Here is an 18,588-nt window from a genome sequence, read left to right as displayed (position 1 = left end):
AAAGGGTAGCAGGCCAGATTCCTACGAAGTGTCGGCTATTGCCAAATGGCAGAGACAGACATAATCTCGACCGATGGCAGCCACTCAGGAACTCCTCCGGACCCTGCACCCGGAGCGCGACTACGGGCAGATGTTCGAGCTGATCCAACGGGAGTTCCCCACCCCGATGGCCATGGCGACGGCGGACCAGACGCTCCGGACGTTCTGCGTACCGGCGATGAGCCGGCTGATGGCGACGACCGGCGAGTTCATCCGACGCGGCGTCAAGCGGATGGTGGACACCGCGCTGCTGCAGGACGCGTGGGACCGAAACGGCCTGGACTCGCCGGCCGGCCGGGCGGCCCTCAGCCGGGTGAACCGGATCCACGCCCGGTACGACATCGCCGCCGACCACTTCACGTTCGTCCTCGCGGTCGACACCGTGGTCCCGGTCCGCTTCATCGAGCGGTACGGCTGGCGGCGGATCACCCCGGCCGAGAAGGCGGCGGTGCACGCCTTCCGAAGCGAGCAGGGGCGGCGGATGAACATCAAGGACTTCCCGCCGACCTACGACCAGACGGCCAGGTTCCTGGACGAGTACGAGCAGAGCACGTATGCGTACACGAAGGCGAACGAGGAGCTCGCCGAGGCGGCGATGTCCGCGACCTTGGCTGCCACCGGGTTGACCGGGCGGTCCGCGAAGCTGACCCGGCAGTTGTTGCTCGCCACGATTCCGCCGCGGGTCCTGGAGACCTGCGGACTGCCGCCGGTACCGCGCTGGGCGCGGCGGCTTGCCGACGTCACGATCCGCGCCATGGCTCAGGCCGACCGACACCGCCGCTCGGACGACGCCCTGAACGACCTGCCCGCCGTCAAACTGCTCTACCCGGACGGCTACCGGATCGACGACCTCGGGCCGGACCGGTGACGGCCGAGGGCTTGCGGGAGCGGAAGAAGCGGCAGACCCGAAACGCGCTGGTCGACGCCGCCCTCCGGCTGTTCGAGACCAAGGGTTTCGGCCGGACCACGGTTGACGAGATCGCCGCGGCCGCGGACGTCTCGCCCCGTACGTTCGCCCGCTACTTCACGTCCAAGGAGGATGTCGCGCTCACCGCGCAGCTCCGGATCGACGAAGCGTTCCTGGATCGGCTGTCCGCCCGGACCGCCACCGGATCGCTGGCCGCCGACCTGGCCGCCGCGGCCGACGAGATCGTCGTCGAACTGGTCGCGGACCGGCCGCGCTGGGACCAGTTCCTCCGCAGCCTCCCCATCATCGCCGCCAGCCCGGCCCTGACCGGCCGCTACCTGGAGCGCCAAGATCGACTGCATCAGGACTGGTTGGAGCGGCAGCCCGGCGCCGACCGGCTGCGGCTGCGGCTCGCGCTCGGCTGGGCCAGCATCGCCCAGTACGTCGCCCTCGACGAATGGGCCCGCTCCGGCAGCACCGATCCCGCCGCGCTGCGCGCCCAGCTCGCCGAGGTCTTCCGGTTCCTCGGGACCGGCCTGTCGGAAACGACCCTCGGCCTGAGGTGAAGCGCCGGCTCAGGCGGTGAACCGGCCGGAGCGAGGGAGCTTCGCGATCGTCACGGGATCAGGGTCGCGAGGGTGGCGACGGCCCGGTGCCGACGCCGGGCTGCCGTCTCGTCGAGGCCGGTGCCCCGTTCCGCCGCGGCAGCGAAGGGGGTGGCGAGGCGGCGCAGTGCCTCCCGGGCGAGGGTGGCCCAGCCGGCTGCAGGGTCGGCACCGTACGACGCGAAGCTCGCCTCCAGGTCGGCGCGGGTCGGGTCCTGGCCGTGCAGCTGAAAGAAGTAGACGGCCGAGCCGAGGCCGAGCAGCACGCTGTCGTGGTAGGGCGTGAAGTCGATGATCACCAGCCCGGCTCGATCGGCCAGCACGTTGTCCGGGCCGAGGTCGCCGTGGACGAGTTGCCGGCCCGCCGTCGAGGTCAGCCGGTCCGGCCCGTCGCTCAGCACGCCGAGCAGCCGGTCGATCGGCGCGCGGTCGAGCCCGAGCTGCGGCTGCCGGGCCAGCAGGCCGGGCAGCTCGGCGATCAGGTAGCCGGGCCGAACCACCCTGGTCCAGACCGAGTCCCGGGCAGCGAGCTCGGCCGGCACGGCGAGACCGGCCAGCGCGCTGTCGTACTCGGCGAGGTGGGTCAGGAAGCGCCGGGTCAGGGCCGGTCCGGGATGGTCGGCCAGGACCTCCCCGGACAGGAACTCCTGCACCGCATGGCCGGTGCTGGCCAGCAACGCTCCGGCAGACGTACGCAGCTGACGGGCCTGCCTGATCCCGAGGTCGTTCAGCCGGACCTCGACCCGGCTGTACAGCTCGACGTCGAGCGGGTCCCAGGGTTTCTTGATCACGAAGTCGCCGGTCGCGCAGGTCAGCCGGAGCACGTCCGGGTGGCCCGGCAGCGGCCGGCTCTCGTACACCCGACCAAGATCGAATTCCGGGCCAGGACGTCCAGCAAGATCAGACGCCGGCGTAGGAGTGCAGGCCGGAGAAGAGCAGGTTGACGCCGATGAAGTTGAACCAGAACGAGACCAGGCCGATGATCGCGATCACGGCCGCCTTGGTGCCGCGCCAGCCGGCCGTGGAACGCGCGTGCAGGTAGCAGGCGTAGATCACCCAGGTCACCAGAGCCCAAGTCTCCTTGGGATCCCAGCCCCAGTAGCGACCCCAGGCGTACTCGGCCCAGACCGCACCGGCGGCCACCGCGAAGGTCCAGAGCGGGAAGGCGAAGGCGTGGAACCGGTACGCGTAGAGATCGAGCCGACGGGCCGACGGGAGCTTCGCCAGGTAGCCGGTCACCGACCCCTTGGCCTCGGCTCGTTGCTTGATCAGGTAGAAGATCGACAGGCAGGCGCCGATGTTGAACGCCGCGCCGCAGATCGCCGCGGCGACGATGTGGATGATGAACCAGACCGAGTGCAGGGCCGGCACCAGCGGCGCCACCCCGACGTGGAACACGGTCGCGGCGAGCCCGTTGCCGACAGTCGCCAGCAGCGCCACCGGCAAGCCCAGCCAGCGCGCGCCGACCAGCTTGACCATGATCAGGTACGCCAGCACGGCGAAGGCCAGGGCCGTGATCGTGAACTCGTACATGTTGCCCCACGGCGCGCGACCGGCCGCGACCCCGCGCAGCACCGTACCCGCGGTGCTCAGCGCGAAGCCGATCACGGTCAGCCGGAGCCCGATCCGGCCGGCGAACTCGCTCCGGTCGACCCCGCCGCTCGTCACGGGTTCGGCGGCCGGCGGCTGCTCCACCGTGGCGGCCGATGACCCGACGGTCGCCCCGACCAGTTCGCGCGTCTCGGCCGGCGCGGCCGCGACCCGGCGGGCGGTCGCCCATTCGGCCGCATGGGCCAGCAGGGCCAGCAGATACACCACGACCGCGGAGACGATCGCGAGGTTGGAGTAGTACTCGAAGTTCATGATCAGTCGTCCTCGCTCGCCGGATCCGGAGCGTTCGGCCGGTACCGACCGGTTCATCCTACGGCTGCCGCTGGTGGCGAGGGCATCGGGCCACCTGAGCACGGCGAGGGAGTTCTCGGATGCGGAGACGAGAAGTGATCGCCCCACCAGGGGTGTCGCCGGCCAGCTGGAGCGGGTTCTGCCGGTCAAGCGGTCCGCTCGGCGATGTCGAGGCTGCGATGGTGAGGCGAACGGTCGCGGTAGGCCCGGGGGCAGTCGCGGCTGCGGAGGTCGGGGCGATGTCGCGATTTCTCTTCGCATCAAAGGGTGCAACGTTGTGCCGGTCTGTTTCGGTCGACACCAAGAGGTTTCGCGACATCCCCGAGCAGGGACAGCTGTCGGTGGTACGGGGCCAACAGTGACGGGTAACGGTGGGTCCGGGCTGAGCTTCGTCGAAGGCAAGGCACATCTGCCCTGGCCCTTCGACAGGCTCAGGGCGCGTTCATCGACAGGCTCAGGGCACGGACGCAGGGCCCAACGACCAGGCTCAGTGCTCTTTCTTGGCGAGGTCGTCGGCGAGGGTGGCCAGATCCTCGTCCAGGCCGGTCCGGGCGTCGACGCGGTCCAGGCCGCCGATCTCGAGCGTCCGGCTCCCGTCCTTGCCGGTACGGATCCGGACCCAGACCCGGCGCGGCCGGATGAACAGGGACAGGCACAGGCCGAGGACGGCGAGGCTCACCGCGACCAGGGTGAGCACCAGTCCGGGCGTCTCGCTGATCTGCAGCTTCACCCAGCGCTGCCAGCCGTCCATCGTGATCACGCCCTTGCCGTCCGGCAGCGTGATCGACTGGCCGGGTCGCAGCTGCAGCCGGACCGGGTCGCCCTTCTCGTCCTTCAGCTGGGTCATCCCGCGGGCGTCCAGCGAGTAGACGTTCTCGGGCTCGCCGGTCTCCTCCTTCGGCGGTCCGGACCAGGCGTTCAGGAACAGCGCGGGATCGATCGCGTCCGGGAAGGTGGACCGCGGACCTTGATCATCGACGACCGCGGTTGGCAGGAAGAAGCCCTGGAAGGCCAGGCGTTCCGGCCGGCCGTCCGGCGCCTTGATCGTCCCGGCCGAGGTGAAGTTGCCGTCCTGCGGCAGGAACGGCACCGGCCCGGAGAACGCGATATTGCCGTCGCCGTCGAGCACGGTGACCACCGGCGCGTAGCCGTGGGCGATCAGGTGCACCGAGGTGCCGCCGATGGTCAGCGGGTGGTTCACCTCGAGCACCTGCTCCCGGGCCGGCCGGCCCGGCTCGGACACCTCGATCAGCGCCTCGAACACGCGCGCGGCACCGGTCTGCACGTCGCCCAACTCGAACTGGGCGTCGAAGTCCTTCACCCGTACGGTGAACGGCCGCAGCATCTGTTCGGAGAAGGCGGCACCCGCGCTCAGATCGTCGTACTGGGAGAGATTGTTGGAGAAACCCTGCCCGGTGATCACCAGGCTGCTGCCGCGATAGCCGAGGAGGCTGCTGATCGCGACGCCGATCAGCAGCACCACGAGGCTGATGTGGAAGATCACGTTGCCGGCCTCGCGCAGGTAGCCGCGCTCGGCCCGGACCGTGGCCCCCTCCCCCGAGCCGTCACCGTCGCGGAGCACTCGGTAGCGGGCCTTCCGCAGCCGCTGCACCGCCTCGTCCAGGACCTCGTCCCCGTCACCACCGAGCGGGCGGGTCTCGTGGACGGGCAGCCGGTGCAGATGGCGCGGCGTCCGCGGCGGCTCGGCCCGCAACGCGCGCAGGAAGGTCGCGGTGCGCGGCAGGATGCAGCCGATCAGGGAGACGAAGAGCAGCAGGTAGACGGCGGAGAACCAGACCGAGGTGTAGACGTTGAACAGCCCGATCCGGTCGTAGATCGGCCCCAGCGTCGGGTTCGCGGCGATGAAGTCGGTGACCCCGATCGGCGACACGGAGCGCTGCGGCACCAGGGAACCGGGGATCGCCGCCACGGCCAGCGTGAACAGCAGCACCAGGGCGGTCCGCATCGAGGTGAGCTGGGTCCAGCCCCAGCGGAGCAGGCCGAGCGGGCCGAGGGCCGGGGCATCCTGGCGTTCCTTGGACTTCAGCATGATCACGAAACTCCTACAGTGCCGGGAGGAAGCCGCCGGCCCACTGCAGCAGCCACTCGGTGATCAACTTCCACAGCCCGGTCGCCATCAGCAGCCCGACCACGATCATCAGCCCGCCACCGATCCGCATGATCGCCACCTGGTGCCGGCGGACGGCGTCGATGGCCCGCGCCATCCGGCCGTACGCGACGGCGGCGGCGATGAACGGCAGCCCGAGACCGAGGGTGAAGACGAACGTCAGCAGGGCGCCCCGGACCGCGGTCTGCTGGTTCCAGGCCAGGCCCAGCACGGCGCCGAGCGTCGGGCCCATGCACGGGGTCCAGCCGAGCGCGAAAACGCCGCCCAGCAAGGGCGCCGCGGCGACGCCGACCCGGGGCCGCCAGTCGGTCCGCAGGGTGCGCTGGGCGATGCCGGGCAGGCCGGTGAAGATCAATCCGAGCAAGATCAGGCCGACCCCGATCACCCGGTTGATCGGGTCCCGGTACTGCAACAGCGCCACCCCGGCCGAGCCGACGACGGCGCCGATGATCACGTACACGACGGCGATGCCGAGCACGAACAGACTCGCGCCGGCGATCAGCCGGCCGCGCCCCTTCCCGGCCAGTACGTCGGCGGCGCCGACGCCCGAGGTGTACGCGAGGTAGCCCGGCACCAACGGGACGACGCAGGGCGAGAAGAACGAGACCAGGCCGGCCAGCAGCGCGACCGGCACGGCCAGCAGCATCGACCCGCCCATGGTCGATGCCGCCCAGCCGCCGAGGTCGAACATGCCGGGCCTACTTGCCGGCGGCGACGTCGTCGATCATGTCGACCAGGGTGGTCTTGGTGATCGGGCCGAGGATCCGGACCGCGACCCGGCCCTCGGCGTCGATGATCAACGTGGTCGGGATCGCCGACGGCGGCAGCTCCCGGGAGAACTGGAGCAGCGTCGCGCCGTCCGGATCGAAGATGCTCGGGTACGTGATCTTCTGCTCCTCGACGAACCGCAGCGGTGCGGCCTGGGCGAAGTCCCGGGAGGTGATGCCGAGGAACTGGGCCTTGTCCTTCGTCTCCTCGCTGGCCTCCCGGAGATCGGGCGCCTCCTTGCGGCACGGCGCGCACCAGGAGCCCCAGACGTTGATCACCAGCACCTTGCCGGCGTAGTCGGCGGTGGAGATCGTCTTGTCGGTGCCGAGCTCCGGCCCGGACACGACGGGGGCCGGCTTCCGGTCGGCCGGCTTGATCTGGGTCAGCTGCGGCTGCACGCCGACGTAGCCGTTCTCACCCGAGGCCCGGTTCGGCTCATCGGCCGTGCTGACACTGCAGCCGGTGATCACCAGGACCACCGCCGCGATCAGAACGACCATCCTCCTAGGCACCGGCGACGAACTTCTCACTGCGCTTGGCCGGCAGCAGGTCCTTGGCCGGCTCGGTGTACTTCACGCCGGCCACCCGGCCGTCGATGATCGTGATCGAGGTCAAGCTGGCCAGCGTGCACTCGCGCTTGCGCGGGTCGTGCGCCAGCCGGCGGCCCTCGATGTCGCAGCGGGCCATCCAGATCGGCAGCTGGTGCGAGACGATCAGGGCCTCGTGGCCCTTCGCGGCCTCGGCCGCGTCGCGGATCGCCAGCCGCATCCGCTCGACGATCTCCGGGTAGCGCTCACCCCAGGTCGGCCGCAGCGGATTGCGGAACATCAGCCAGTTCCGCGGGCGGCGCATCGCGTTGAGCTTGTTCTTCAGGATCGACGAGACGCCGAAGGACACCACGCTGCCCTCGAGGTAGTTCTCCGCCTCGATCACCCGGCCGTCGGTGATCACCGGAAGATCATGGAACTCCAGCTGCGGCCGCATCGTCTCCTGGGCCCGTTCCAGCGGCGAGCAGCGCAGGTGGGTCAGGTCATGATCACGCAGCGTCTCGGCGACCCGTTCGGCCATCTGCCGGCCCCGGTCGGACAGGTGGTAGCCGGGCAGCCGCCCGTACAGGACGCCGTCCGGGTTGTGCACCTCGCCGTGCCGCAGCAGATGCACGATGGTCTTGGTCGGCATTGATCTCCTTACAGCTCCTCCGCGGCGGCCTTCGCCGCCGCCGGCAGCGCCGCGACGATCCGGCCCAGGGCCTCCTCGTCGTGGGCCGTGGACAGGAACCACGCCTCGTACCCGCTCGGCGGCAGGTAGACGCCCCGATCCAGCATGGCATGGAAGAACGCGGCGTACGCCTTCGTCGACTGGCCCTGCGCGCCCGCGTAGTCAGTCACCGCGGACCCACCCTCGCCGAACAGGAACACGCTGAACAGGTTGCCGGCGGCGTTGATCACGTGCGGCACCCCGGCCGCCGTCAGGGCGGCGGAGATCTCGGCCTGCAGCAGTTCGGCGGTCTGGTCGATCCGGGCGTAGACGTCGTCGATGGCCAGCCGCAGCGTGGCCAGGCCGGCCGCGCTGGCGACCGGGTTCCCCGACAGGGTGCCGGCCTGGTAGACCCCTCCGACCGGGGCCAGGTGGGCCATCAGGTCGGCCCGGCCGCCGAAGGCCGCCGCCGGGAAGCCGCCGCCCATCACCTTGCCGAACGTGACCAGGTCGCCCGCCACACCGTCCCGGCCGTACTGCCCGGAGCGGCTGACCCGGAAACCGGTCATCACCTCGTCCAAGATCAACAAGGCGCCGTGATCATGGGCCAGGTCGCGCAGGAAGGCGTTGAAGCCGATCCCGTCCTCGGTGCCCGGTTCGATCACGCCCATGTTGCCCGGCGCGGCCTCGGTGATCACGGCCGCAACCTCGTCCCCGTACCGCTGGAAGGCCTCGCGGACCGCCGTACGATTGTTGTAGGGAAGGACGATCGTGTCCGCCGTGGTCGCCGCGGTCACCCCCGGCGTGCCCGGCAGCGCCAGCGTGGCGACCCCGGACCCGGCCGCCGCCAGCAGGGCGTCGACGTGGCCGTGATAGCAGCCGGCGAACTTGATGATCTTGTTCCGGCCGGTGGCGCCGCGGGCCAGCCGGATCACCGACATGGTGGCCTCGGTGCCGGAGTTGACCAGCCGCACCTGCTCCACGGCGGTCCGGTCGATGATCTCCGCGGCCAGCTCGACCTCGGCCAGCGTCGGCGCTCCGAACGAGGTGCCGCCCTGCGCCGCCCGTTGCACCGCGGCCAGCACCTCGGGGTGAGCGTGGCCGAGCAGCATCGGGCCCCAGGAGCAGATCAGGTCGACGTAGTCGTTGCCGTCCACGTCCGTCAGGTAAGCGCCCTTCGCGGAGGCGATGAACCGCGGCGTCCCGCCGACCGCGGCGAACGCCCGGACCGGCGAGTTCACCCCGCCCGGCGTCACCTGCTTGGCCCGCCCAAAAAGCTCCGCCGACCGGTCAGTAACGCAGCCGTTCTGACGGCGTGTCGCTGCAGAAGTGACCGGTCGATTCGCGGGAGCTGGGGTGGCGCCGGGACCCGGGCCGTGGTCGGGAGAGCTCATGATCGGAGTTCTGGCGTGCGGCGCGTCTGCTGCAGCGCCCAGTAGGTCAGGATCAGGTCGGCCCCGGCCCGGCGGATCGAGGTCAGCACCTCGGCCGCGGCGGTGTCGCGGTCGATCCAGCCCTGGGCGGCGGCCGCCTCGACCATCGAGTACTCGCCGGACACGTTGTAGGCCGCGACCGGCAGCCGGGTCGCCTCGCGGACCGCCCGGATCACGTCGAGGTAGGCGAGCGCGGGCTTCACCATGACGATGTCGGCACCCTCCGCCTCGTCCAGGGCGAGCTCCCGGAGGGCTTCCCGGACGTTCGCCGGGTCCTGCTGATAGGTCTTGCGATCCCCTTGCAGGGAAGAGGAAACGGCCTCCCGGAACGGCCCGTAGAAGGCCGACGCGTACTTCACGGCGTAGGCCAGGATCGCGATGTCGGTGTGCCCGGAGGCGTCCAGCGCGGACCGGATCGCGCCGACCTGGCCGTCCATCATCCCGCTCGGCGCGACGACGTGGGCGCCGGCCTCGGCGTGCTGGACCGCCATCTCGGCGTACAGCTGCAGGGTCGCGTCGTTGTCCACCGTGCCGTCCGGTGTGAGCACGCCGCAGTGGCCGTGGTCGGTGAACTCGTCCAGGCAGACGTCCGTCATCACCAGGCAGTCGTCGCCGACCTCGGCCGACACCGCCCGGACAGCGACGTTGAGGATGCCGTCGTCGGCCAGCGCGCCGGACCCGGTGGCGTCCTTGTGCTCAGGGATGCCGAACAGCATCACGCCACCCAGGCCGGCCTCGGCCGCCTCCGTCGCGGCGGCGCGCAGGGTGTCCAGGGTGTGCTGGACGACGCCCGGCATCGAGCCGATCGGCCGCGGCTCGGTCAGTCCCTCGGCGACGAACAGCGGCAGCACCAGCTGCCGCGGCTCCACCGAGGTCTCCCGGACCAGCCCACGCATGACCGGGTTGGTCCGCAACCGGCGCGGCCGCTGAGTGATCGGCCGGCGTATCCCGGACGGAACGTGTGCTGAGCCTGTCGAAGCACCAGGCCCGGCGCCCGTCGAGGTGCCCGGCTCTCCCTCCACCGCCTGCTGACCGGTCACTTCTGCAGCGACACGCCGCGAAAACAGCTGCTTTTGTGACCGGTCGGCGGAATCTTGTGGGGCGGATTCTTGGGGGGCGGGCTTCATGAGCGGCGGCGGGTCGTGGTCTTGCGCTGCGACGGCCGCAGGACCGGCTCGCCGGCCTCGACCAGGGCGTCCCGGCGCTCCGCGGCGAACGCGGCCAGGGCGTCGGCCAGGTCGACCGCGCTCGGCTTGGCGGCCATCACGTCGACCCGGAGGCCGTGCTCGGCGCAGGTCTTCGCGGTGGCCGGGCCGATCGCGGCGACGACGGTGCTGGCGTGCGGCTTGCCGGCGATCCCGACCAGATTCCGTACGGTCGACGACGAGGTGAACACCACCGCATCGAACCGGCCGGTCTTGATCGCCTCCCGGATCGGGGCGGGCGGCGGCGCGGCCCGCACGGTCCGGTACGCGGTCACGTCCTCCACCTCCCAGCCGAGCTCCACCAGTGCGGCGGCCAGCGTCTCGGTGGCGATGTCGGCGCGCGGCAGGAAGACCCGGTTGATCGGGTCCAGCACGTCGTCGTACGGCGGGAACTCGGCGGCCAGGCCGGCGGCCGACTGCTCCCCGCACGGCACCAGGTCCGGCTCGATCCCCCACGCCTGCAGCGCCTGCGAGGTCACCTCGCCGACCGCGGCGACCTTCAGCCCGGAGAACGCGCGGGCGTCGAGGCCGTACTCGGAGAACTTCTCCTTCACCGCGCGGACCGCGTTGACGGAGGTGAACGCCACCCACTCGTAGCGGCCCTCGACCAGGCCGCGGATCGCCTTGTCCATCTGCAGCGGGCTGCGCGGCGGCTCGACCGAGATGGTCGGCACCTCCTCGCTGTGCGCCCCGTACGTCCGAAGCCGGGCCACCATCGGCGCCGCCTGGTCCTTGGTCCGCGGCACCAGCACCCGCCAGCCGAACAGCGGCTTCGTCTCGTACCAACTCAGCTGGTCGCGCTGCTCCACCGCGACGCCGAGCACGACGTGTACCGGGTCGGTGCCGCGGGCCCGGGAAGTCTTCAGCGTCGCCGGCAGCTCGGCCAGGGTGGTGCTGACGCTGGTCTGCTCGGTGCTGCCGCCGTGCAGCGTGATCAGGGCGGGATCGGCCTCCGGCCGGCCGGCTGCGATCGCCGCCGCGGTCAGGTCGCCGACCACGCCGGCCCGGGTGCTGATCACCAGCGTCGCCGCAGTCGCCCACTGCGCGGTGGCCGCCTTGGTGAACCGGCCCTCCGGCGCGGAAACGAAGTGCACCCCGCCGCCGTGGTTCAGGTCGACACCGGCATACTCGGGAACGGCGGTCAGCCGGGACACGCCGGGCACCACCTCGAAGTCGATCCCGCCGCGGACGCAGGCGGCGGCCTCGTCGGCCACCCCGTTGTCCAGGAACGGGTCGCCGGCCACCAGCCGCACCACGCGGGCTCCGGTGGACGCGTGCTTGAGCACCAGCTTGGCCCGGGCCGACGGGGTGAGCGGCTTGCCGGCCTCGGTCGGCCCGAGCGTGCTGACCTCGGCGTCCGGGCTGAGCGTGATGGCCGGGTGGCCCAGGAGTTCCTGCTGCTGCTCCGAGTCGAGGATCACCGCGCCGGCATCGGCCAGGGCCGCGATCGCACCGAGCGTGAGCAGGTCGGGATCGCCGGGCCCCGTACCGACGAAGATGACGCGGCCGCGAGGCGACGGCGCAGTGGGAACCTGGGCAGGCTGACGTGACGATTTGCGGACCGACGTAGTGCTCACGGCATATCTCGCGTTCTGTTGTTTCAGCCTCGCCGCGCCTGGCGCGCCGAGTCCTGGGCGGTACGTCTCAACTCGATCAGGGCACGATCGGCGGCTTCAGTGGCGAAGCGCAGCGGCGCGTCGAACGAATCGTCGACGGATCCGTCGGTTTCCACCCGCAGGACGGAACCTTCTCCGATCGACGCAGTGTTGTCTCCGATCGACCTGGGCGGGTTGCTCCCTAAGCTTCCCCCAACCACTGCGGTCAGAGTCAAATCGTGTCTTTTACCATGGACCGATTTGACTTTCGCACGGGCACCCACCGGAGCGGTGCAACCGGCCTCCAAGCGAGCCAGAAAAGCCCGTTCGGTACGGGTCTCGACGGCGGCCGCCGGATCGTTCAGCGCGGCCACCGCGGCGGCCAGGTCCGGGGCCAGCGACTCGGCGACCTCGAGCCCGAGCGCACCCTGTCCGGGCGCCGGCAGCATGACCTCCTCGGCCAGCAGCTCGGCCGGCAGTCCTGTCACCTCGAGCGGCTGGTCTCCGGTCGGGTCGAGCAGGCCCAGCCGGCGCAGTCCGGCCGCGGCCAGGACGACCGCATCGACCTTGCCGGACCGGACCAGCTCGATCCGGGTGCCGACGTTGCCACGGATCGGTACCGCCTCGATCGGCTGCCCGCTGGTCCGGCCGTAGTCGATCAGCTGCGCCGCGCGGCGCGGGGCTCCAGTGCCGACCCGGGTCGGGCCGTCTTCGTTGAGGTCGGCCAGCCGCAGCCCGACCAGCACGTCGCGGGTGTCCTCGCGTACCGGCACGGCGGCGACCCGCAAGCCCGGCTCGGGCAGCGTCGGCAGGTCCTTCAGCGAGTGCACCGCGAGGTCGATCGTGCCGTCCAGCAGCGCTTCCCGTACCGCGGCGGCGAAGATGCCGGTGCCGCCGATCCGGGTCAGCTCCCGCTGGTCGACGTCGCCCTTGGTGGTGATCCCGACGAACTCGGTCTCGACGCCATGCTCGGCCAGCCGGGCCGCGACCCAGTCGGCCTGGGCGCGGGAGAGCGGCGAGGTGCGCGCTCCGAGGCGAAGTTTCACGGTCCGACCTCCGGCTTCATCACCGCGTTCACGGTCTCCGGGTCGAGGGCGAACAGCTCGCGCAGTACGGCCGCGTAGTCGACGGTCTCGCCGCCGGAGGCCAGCGCCTGCACCCGTACCGTCGGCGCGTGCATCAGCTTGTCGACGACCCGGCGGACGGACCGGTGGATCTCGTCCCGCTCGCGTTCGCCGAGGTCGGGCAGCCGCGCATCCAGCCGGGCCAGTTCGGCGGCCATCACCTCGGTCGCCATCGAGCGCAGCGCGACCACGGTCGGCGCCACCTGGGCGGCTCGCCGGGAGCCCAAGAAGTCGGCCACCTCGGTCTGGACCAGGTCCCGGGCCGCCTCGGCGCCGTCGACGGCTGAGCCGCGCAGCCGGTCGCCGAGCCGGGCGATGTCGATCACGGTGATCCCGCTCGCCGCGACGGACGGGTCGAGATCGGCCGGCACGGCCAGGTCGATCACCGCGCGGAGGCCGGTGCCGGCCAGCCGGTCGGCGTCGAGCTTCAGGTCGCGGCCGCCGGTGCAGGTGAGCAGGACGTCGGCGTCGGCCAGCGCGCGGTCGAGCCCGGCCAGCGTGACCGAGGTGCCGCCGACGGCCTCGGCCAGCCGCTCCGCCTTGGCGTGGGTCCGGTTCACGATGGTCAGCCGGGCCCCCTGGGCCGCGGCGGTCCGGGCCGCCAGGCCGGCCATGGTGCCGGCGCCGAGGACGACCAGCCGGGCCCCGTCGAGAGTGCCGTACTCGGTCTCCAGCAGGTCGTACGCGGCGGTCACCAGGGACCGTCCGGCGGAGCCGATCGTGGTCTCGGTCTGGACCCGCTTGCCGACCCGGAGGGCCTGCTGGAACAGGGCGTTCAGGCTGGTGCCCGCGGTGCCGTGGCGCTGCGCCGAGGTCAACGCGAGGCGCACCTGGCCGAGGATCTGGCTCTCCCCGACCACCATCGACTCGAGCCCGGCGGCGACCGCGAACGCGTGCGCGACGGCGCCCTCGTCGAAGTAGACCGCGCACTCGTCGCGCAGCTCGGCGACCTCGATGCCGGCCACCGCGGACAGCTCCGCGGTCACCTCGTCCAGGCCGCCGTGGAAGCGGGCGACCGAGGCGTACACCTCGGTCCGGTTACAGGTCGACAGCACCAGGGCCTCGTCGACGTGCTCGCCGGCGACCAGGGCGTCGGCGAGCTTGGCCGCGGTCGGCGCGTCGAGCGCCAACCGGGACAGACGTTCGATCGAGGTCGTCTTGTGCGAGACGCCGACCGCGAGGATGCTCACGGTTCACCTTTCCCTGCAAGTTCAGCCTTACGCTGCTCGTGATAGGCGAGGATGTGCAACTCCTGGCCCAGATCGACCTTACGCACGGTGACGCCTTCGGGCACGGCGAGCACGGTGGCGGCGAAGTTGAGGATGCTGGTCACGCCGGCGGCGACCAGCCGGTCGGCGATCTCCTGGGCCGCCTCGGCGGGGGTCGCGATCACGGCAATCACGGCGCCGGTGCCGCGGACCACCTGTTCCAGGTCGGCCAGGTCGGAGATGGCCAGGCCGTGGATCTCCCGGCCGATCAGCTGCGGCGACGGGTCGACCAGGCCGACAACCCGGAAGCCGCGCGAGTAGAAGCCGGAGTAGTTGGCCAGCGCGGTGCCCAGGTTGCCGATCCCGACGATGAGTACGGGCCACTCGTGCGCCGAGCCGACCTCGCGGCCGATCTGGATCCGCAGGTAGTCCACGTCGTAGCCGACGCCGCGGGTGCCGTACGAACCGAGGTAGGAGAGGTCCTTGCGCAGCTGGGCCGAATTGACCCCGGCGGCCTTGGCCAGGGCGCCGCTGCTCACGGTCGCGACGCCGCTCTCGGCGAGCGCGGTGAGGACCCGGAGATAGACGGGAAGGCGCGCGATGGTGGCGTCCGGGATTCCTGCCGACATGCTCTCCGAGGCCGGCCGGTCGGCCGATTTCGGGTGCGGTGTTGTCGGCACATCACTCCTTCGGACAAGAGCCACTCTACGAGCTTGTGAATGCTTGCACAAACTCTGTTTGCACACAGCAGCCCAGGGCCGGCTCGGGTGCACCGGCTCGTTGAATCGTGTAGGAAAGATCCACAGTGACGTCTCATGGACGGGAGTGAGGTCCTGAATTTCGGCGAATTCCTCATCCGACGCAGCGACGACATGCTGGAACTGGGGCTGCAGCATGTCGCGGTCGTGGCGATCTCGGTAGCCCTCTGCTCGATCATCGGGATCGGGCTCGGCGCCGCCGTCTACCGCACCGACCGGGCCCGCGAGGTGATCCTCGCGGCGGCCGGAGTCACCCTGACCATCCCCTCCTTCGCCCTCTTCGTCCTGTTCATCGGGCCGTTCGGCCTCGGCGCCACACCGGTGGTGCTGGCCCTCTCCCTGTACGGACTGCTGCCGATCCTGCGGAACACCATCACCGGCCTGCGCTCGGTCGACCCCGCGGTCGTCGAGTCGGCCCGCGGCATGGGCATGAGCCGGTTCCGGCAGCTGATCACGATCGAGTTCCCGCTGGCCTGGCCGGTGATCATCACCGGCATCCGGGTCACCACACTGATCTTGATCGGGATCGCGGCGATCGGCAACGTGGTGCTCGGCCCGGGCTACGGCGAGTTGATCTTCGGTGGGCTGGCCCGGGTCGGCACGCCGGTCGGCGTCCACCTGGTGCTGGCCGGGATCATCGGCGTCATGCTCGTCGCCGTGCTGTACGACATCGTCCTCAACCTGCTGCGGATCTTCACCACCTCGAAGGGAATCCGATGACCAGCCCGACCCTGCCGGACACCGACGGGCGCCGCGTGATGATCAAACTGGAGCACCTGACCAAGGTCTACCCCGGCTCCGCCAAGCCCGCGGTCGACGACCTCTCGCTGGACGTGTACGAGGGCGAGATCGTGATCTTGGTCGGCCCGTCCGGCTGCGGCAAGACGACCACGATGAAGATGATCAACCGGATCATCGAACCGACCTCCGGTCGGATCGTGATCGACGACGCGGACGTGACCCGGGCGAACCCGGACCTGCTGCGCCGCCGGATCGGGTACGTGATCCAGCAGACCGGCCTGTTCCCGCACCGGACGCTGGCCCAGAACATCGCCACCGTGCCGAAGCTGCTCGGCTGGGACCCCGACCGGGTCAGGGCCCGGGTGGACGAGCTGCTGGAGCTGGTCAACCTGGATCCGGCGATCTACCGGGACCGCTACCCCAAGCACCTGTCCGGCGGCCAGGCGCAGCGGGTCGGCGTGGCCCGGGCGCTCGGCGGCGATCCCGAGGTGATGCTGATGGACGAGCCGTTCGGCGCGCTCGACCCGATCACCCGGGAGCGGCTGCAGAGCGAATTCCTCCGGCTGCAGGCCGAGTTGCACAAGACGATCGTCTTCGTCACCCACGACATCGACGAGGCGATCCGGATGGGCGACCGGATCGCGATCCTGCAGGAGGGCTCGACGATCGCCCAGTTCGACACGCCGGAACGGATCCTGGCCGCCCCGGCGAACGACTTCGTGGCCGAGTTCGTCGGTTCCGGCGCCTCGCTGCGCCAGCTCGGCCTGACCCGGGTCGGCGAGTTGAAGCCGGCCGAGTGGGTCACCGTCGGGCCGGACACGCCGCGGCAGGAGGCGATCGAACTGCTCCGCCGGGACGGCGGCCCCGCGCTGCTGGCGCTCGACGCCGACGGCCGGCCGCGCCGCTGGCTCGACCTCACCGCGCTGCACAACTTCAACGGGCAGCCGCTGGACCAAGCCGGCGTCCCGGCCGCGGCGATCCTGACGCCGCAGGCCACCCTGCACGACGCGCTGAACGAGATGATCACCGCCGACTACGCGCTCGGCGTCGCGGTCGATGATCAAGGTCGCTATCGCGGCGTGATCGACATCCAGACCCTGAACGGCACGGCCCGGGGCGGCAGCGGGCAGGACCTGCGATGACCGTCGCCGCACCGCCGGTCACGGAAGCCGGCACGCCGCCGACCGTACCCGTCGAGACCCACCGCCGGACCGCATTCGGCTACCTGATCCGGCCGTTGCTCTGCCTCGGCGCGCTGGCGGTGCTGTTCGCGGTGATCAACGCCCGGCCGCTGGACACGATCGAGCAGCGCGCCCTGTCGTCCGCCAACCTGCTGGCTGCGGTCGGCGAGCACCTGGCCCTGACGCTGGTCTCGACGGTGCTGGTGATCATGGTCGCGCTGCCGCTCGGGATCCTCTTCTCGCGCAGGCTCTTCCGGCCGATCCGGCCGTTCCTGATCGGCCTGTTCAATCTGGGCCAGGCGTTGCCGACGATCGGCATCCTGGTGCTGCTCGCGGTCGCGTTCTCGCTCGTCGGGTTCGGCGCGGCGATCATCGGCCTGGTGATCTACGCGATCATCCCGGTGATGCTGAACACCGTGGTCGGCCTGCAACAGGTCGACCCGGCCGTGCTGGAATCCGGCCGCGGGATGGGCATGTCGTCCGGCCAGGTGCTGTTCGGGATCGAACTGCCGTTGTCGGTCCCGATCATCCTCGCCGGTATCCGTACCGCTCTGGTGATCAACGTCGGCACCGCGACCCTGGCCGCCTACATCGACGCCGGCGGACTGGGCCGGGTGATCGTCGCCGGGATGGCGACCAATCGGCAGCTGATCCAGATCACCGGCGCCGTGCTGACCGCGGTGCTGGCGCTGCTGATCGACTACCTGGCCGGGGTGGTCGAGGACGCCGTCCGTCCCTCCGGCCTGTAGCCGTACCCCTTCTTGATCTTGTTGCGATGAAACCCATGTGAAGCCCGTACGGAACCAAGGAGACAACGTGAAACTCAGGGCACGATCGACCAGCATCCTGGTCGCAGCCGTCGCCACGCTCGGCCTGCTGGCCGGCTGCGGCGGCGGTCAGAACGCAGGCTCGCCCGGCGGGAACGGCGAGCTGTCGGGAGTCACGATCACCGTCGGCTCCAAGGAATTCACCGAGTCGAAGGTGCTCGGCCAGCTCGCCGCCGTCGCACTGGAGAACGCCGGCGCAGAAGTGAACGACAAGACCGGCATCACTGGCAGCGCCACGGTGCGGGAGGCGCTGACCACCAAGCAGATCGACCTCTACTGGGACTACACCGGCACCGGCTGGGTGAACATCCTCGGCAACGAGCCGACCGACGTTCCCGATGATCTCTATGAGCAGGTGAAGCAGGCCGACGCGAAGAACGGGGTGGCCTGGCTGCCGCCGGCCAAGTTCGAGAACGCGTACGGCATCGCCGTCAAGAACGCCTTCGCCACCGAGCACAACATCAAGAAGCTCGGTGATGCGGCGGAATTCATCAAGCAGAACCCGGACCAGGGCGCCGTGTGCGCGGCCAGCGAGTTCATCAACCGCGACGACGGCCTGCCCGGCCTGCAGAAGGCGTACGGCTTCAAGTTCTCCAACGTCGTCGAGCTCGACCTCAACCTGGTCTACCCGCAGATCGGCAAGGACTGCGCCTTCGGCGAGGTGACCACCACCGAGGCCCGGATCGCCGCGAACGACCTGCTCGTGCTCGAGGACGACCGGAACTTCTTCATCGAATACCTGGGCGCCGTCACCCTCCGCCAGGAGACCCTCGACCAGCATCCCGCCATCGCGGAGATCATGGCGCCGATCAGCGAGAAGCTGACCGCCGAGGTCATGATCGACCTGAACGGCAGGGTCGACCTCGACGGCGAGAGCGAACGGGACGTCGCCGAGGAGTGGCTCAAGGAACAGGGCCTGATCTAGGCACTGAGCGGACGCCAAGGGCAGGATTCGTCGCCCGGATCGTGC

At 70.6% G+C, this 18,588-nt stretch carries 17 protein-coding genes and 1 pseudogene; 6 read left to right on the top strand and 12 right to left on the bottom strand.

What is annotated here, in order from left to right; all coding sequences use genetic code 11:
• Positions 1-73: 73 nt before the first annotated feature.
• Both BKA15_RS22495 and BKA15_RS34960 read left to right on the top strand, forming a co-directional pair.
• Positions 74-907 (top strand): oxygenase MpaB family protein, encoded by an 834-nt coding sequence (locus tag BKA15_RS22495; RefSeq protein ID WP_179754544.1) that lies wholly within the window; start codon positions 74-76, stop codon positions 905-907.
• Positions 904-1,512 carry a TetR/AcrR family transcriptional regulator gene (locus BKA15_RS34960; RefSeq protein ID WP_312879203.1) on the top strand — a complete coding sequence of 203 codons (609 nt, stop codon included), beginning with the start codon at positions 904-906 and terminating at the stop codon, positions 1,510-1,512. Before BKA15_RS22495 ends, BKA15_RS34960 begins: the two co-directional genes overlap by 4 nt.
• Positions 1,513-1,562: 50 nt before the next feature.
• Here BKA15_RS34960 and BKA15_RS22485 read toward each other — a convergent pair whose 3' ends face one another.
• From BKA15_RS22485 to BKA15_RS22430, 12 genes and pseudogenes are all read right to left on the bottom strand, one after another.
• The gene (locus BKA15_RS22485; protein WP_179754543.1) at positions 1,563-2,411 is read right to left on the bottom strand and encodes a phosphotransferase; all 849 of its coding nucleotides are present in this window, start codon (positions 2,409-2,411) and stop codon (positions 1,563-1,565) included.
• 40 nt (positions 2,412-2,451) lie between these two features.
• Positions 2,452-3,414 (bottom strand): c-type cytochrome biogenesis protein CcsB, encoded by a 963-nt coding sequence (gene ccsB / locus BKA15_RS22480; protein ID WP_179754541.1) that lies wholly within the window; start codon positions 3,412-3,414, stop codon positions 2,452-2,454.
• A 526-nt stretch (positions 3,415-3,940) separates the two neighbouring features.
• On the bottom strand, positions 3,941-5,503 hold the full coding sequence (gene resB / locus BKA15_RS22475) for a cytochrome c biogenesis protein ResB (protein ID WP_179758636.1): 1,563 nt from the start codon (positions 5,501-5,503) through the stop codon (positions 3,941-3,943).
• A 13-nt stretch (positions 5,504-5,516) separates the two neighbouring features.
• Positions 5,517-6,272: a cytochrome c biogenesis CcdA family protein gene (locus tag BKA15_RS22470; RefSeq protein WP_179754539.1), complete on the bottom strand. Its 756-nt coding sequence runs from the start codon at positions 6,270-6,272 to the stop codon at positions 5,517-5,519.
• Positions 6,273-6,279: 7 nt separating this feature from the next.
• On the bottom strand, positions 6,280-6,849 hold the full coding sequence (locus BKA15_RS22465) for a TlpA family protein disulfide reductase (protein ID WP_218871533.1): 570 nt from the start codon (positions 6,847-6,849) through the stop codon (positions 6,280-6,282).
• A gap of 4 nt (positions 6,850-6,853) precedes the next feature.
• Positions 6,854-7,528: a histidine phosphatase family protein gene (locus BKA15_RS22460; protein ID WP_179754535.1), complete on the bottom strand. Its 675-nt coding sequence runs from the start codon at positions 7,526-7,528 to the stop codon at positions 6,854-6,856.
• A gap of 8 nt (positions 7,529-7,536) precedes the next feature.
• Positions 7,537-8,832: pseudogene (gene hemL, locus BKA15_RS22455) on the bottom strand (glutamate-1-semialdehyde 2,1-aminomutase); the annotation flags it as partial.
• A gap of 104 nt (positions 8,833-8,936) precedes the next feature.
• Complete coding sequence (gene hemB / locus BKA15_RS22450) at positions 8,937-9,926, bottom strand: porphobilinogen synthase (RefSeq protein ID WP_312879702.1); 990 nt, start codon at positions 9,924-9,926, stop codon at positions 8,937-8,939.
• 176 nt (positions 9,927-10,102) lie between these two features.
• Positions 10,103-11,761, bottom strand: a complete 1,659-nt coding sequence (locus BKA15_RS22445) for a bifunctional uroporphyrinogen-III C-methyltransferase/uroporphyrinogen-III synthase (protein ID WP_179754529.1) — start codon at positions 11,759-11,761, stop codon at positions 10,103-10,105.
• A 23-nt stretch (positions 11,762-11,784) separates the two neighbouring features.
• Entirely contained in the window at positions 11,785-12,825 is a 1,041-nt protein-coding gene (gene hemC, locus BKA15_RS22440) for a hydroxymethylbilane synthase (protein WP_179754527.1), read from the bottom strand.
• A complete protein-coding gene (locus tag BKA15_RS22435) occupies positions 12,822-14,093 on the bottom strand; it encodes a glutamyl-tRNA reductase (RefSeq protein ID WP_179754525.1) in 1,272 nt (423 codons plus the stop codon). Before BKA15_RS22435 ends, hemC begins: the two co-directional genes overlap by 4 nt.
• On the bottom strand, positions 14,090-14,740 hold the full coding sequence (locus tag BKA15_RS22430) for a redox-sensing transcriptional repressor Rex (protein ID WP_246323110.1): 651 nt from the start codon (positions 14,738-14,740) through the stop codon (positions 14,090-14,092). The genes BKA15_RS22435 and BKA15_RS22430 overlap by 4 nt, the downstream gene beginning before the upstream one ends.
• A gap of 186 nt (positions 14,741-14,926) precedes the next feature.
• Between BKA15_RS22430 and BKA15_RS22425 the strand changes: the two genes are divergently transcribed.
• From BKA15_RS22425 to BKA15_RS22410, 4 genes are all read left to right on the top strand, one after another.
• Positions 14,927-15,589: an ABC transporter permease gene (locus tag BKA15_RS22425; protein WP_179754521.1), complete on the top strand. Its 663-nt coding sequence runs from the start codon at positions 14,927-14,929 to the stop codon at positions 15,587-15,589.
• On the top strand, positions 15,586-16,752 hold the full coding sequence (locus tag BKA15_RS22420; RefSeq protein ID WP_179754519.1) for an ABC transporter ATP-binding protein: 1,167 nt from the start codon (positions 15,586-15,588) through the stop codon (positions 16,750-16,752). Before BKA15_RS22425 ends, BKA15_RS22420 begins: the two co-directional genes overlap by 4 nt.
• The gene (locus BKA15_RS22415) at positions 16,749-17,540 is read left to right on the top strand and encodes an ABC transporter permease (RefSeq protein WP_179754517.1); all 792 of its coding nucleotides are present in this window, start codon (positions 16,749-16,751) and stop codon (positions 17,538-17,540) included. Before BKA15_RS22420 ends, BKA15_RS22415 begins: the two co-directional genes overlap by 4 nt.
• Positions 17,541-17,607: 67 nt before the next feature.
• Positions 17,608-18,543, top strand: coding sequence for a glycine betaine ABC transporter substrate-binding protein (locus BKA15_RS22410; protein ID WP_179754515.1), 936 nt, complete (start codon positions 17,608-17,610; stop codon positions 18,541-18,543).
• The last annotated feature ends 45 nt before the right edge of the window (positions 18,544-18,588 follow it).

This window comes from Microlunatus parietis, from assembly GCF_013407955.1.
In the GTDB taxonomy this organism is placed as follows: Bacteria; Actinomycetota; Actinomycetes; order Propionibacteriales; family Propionibacteriaceae; genus Microlunatus; species Microlunatus parietis.
This window is presented reverse-complemented; position numbering and strand designations above follow the sequence as displayed.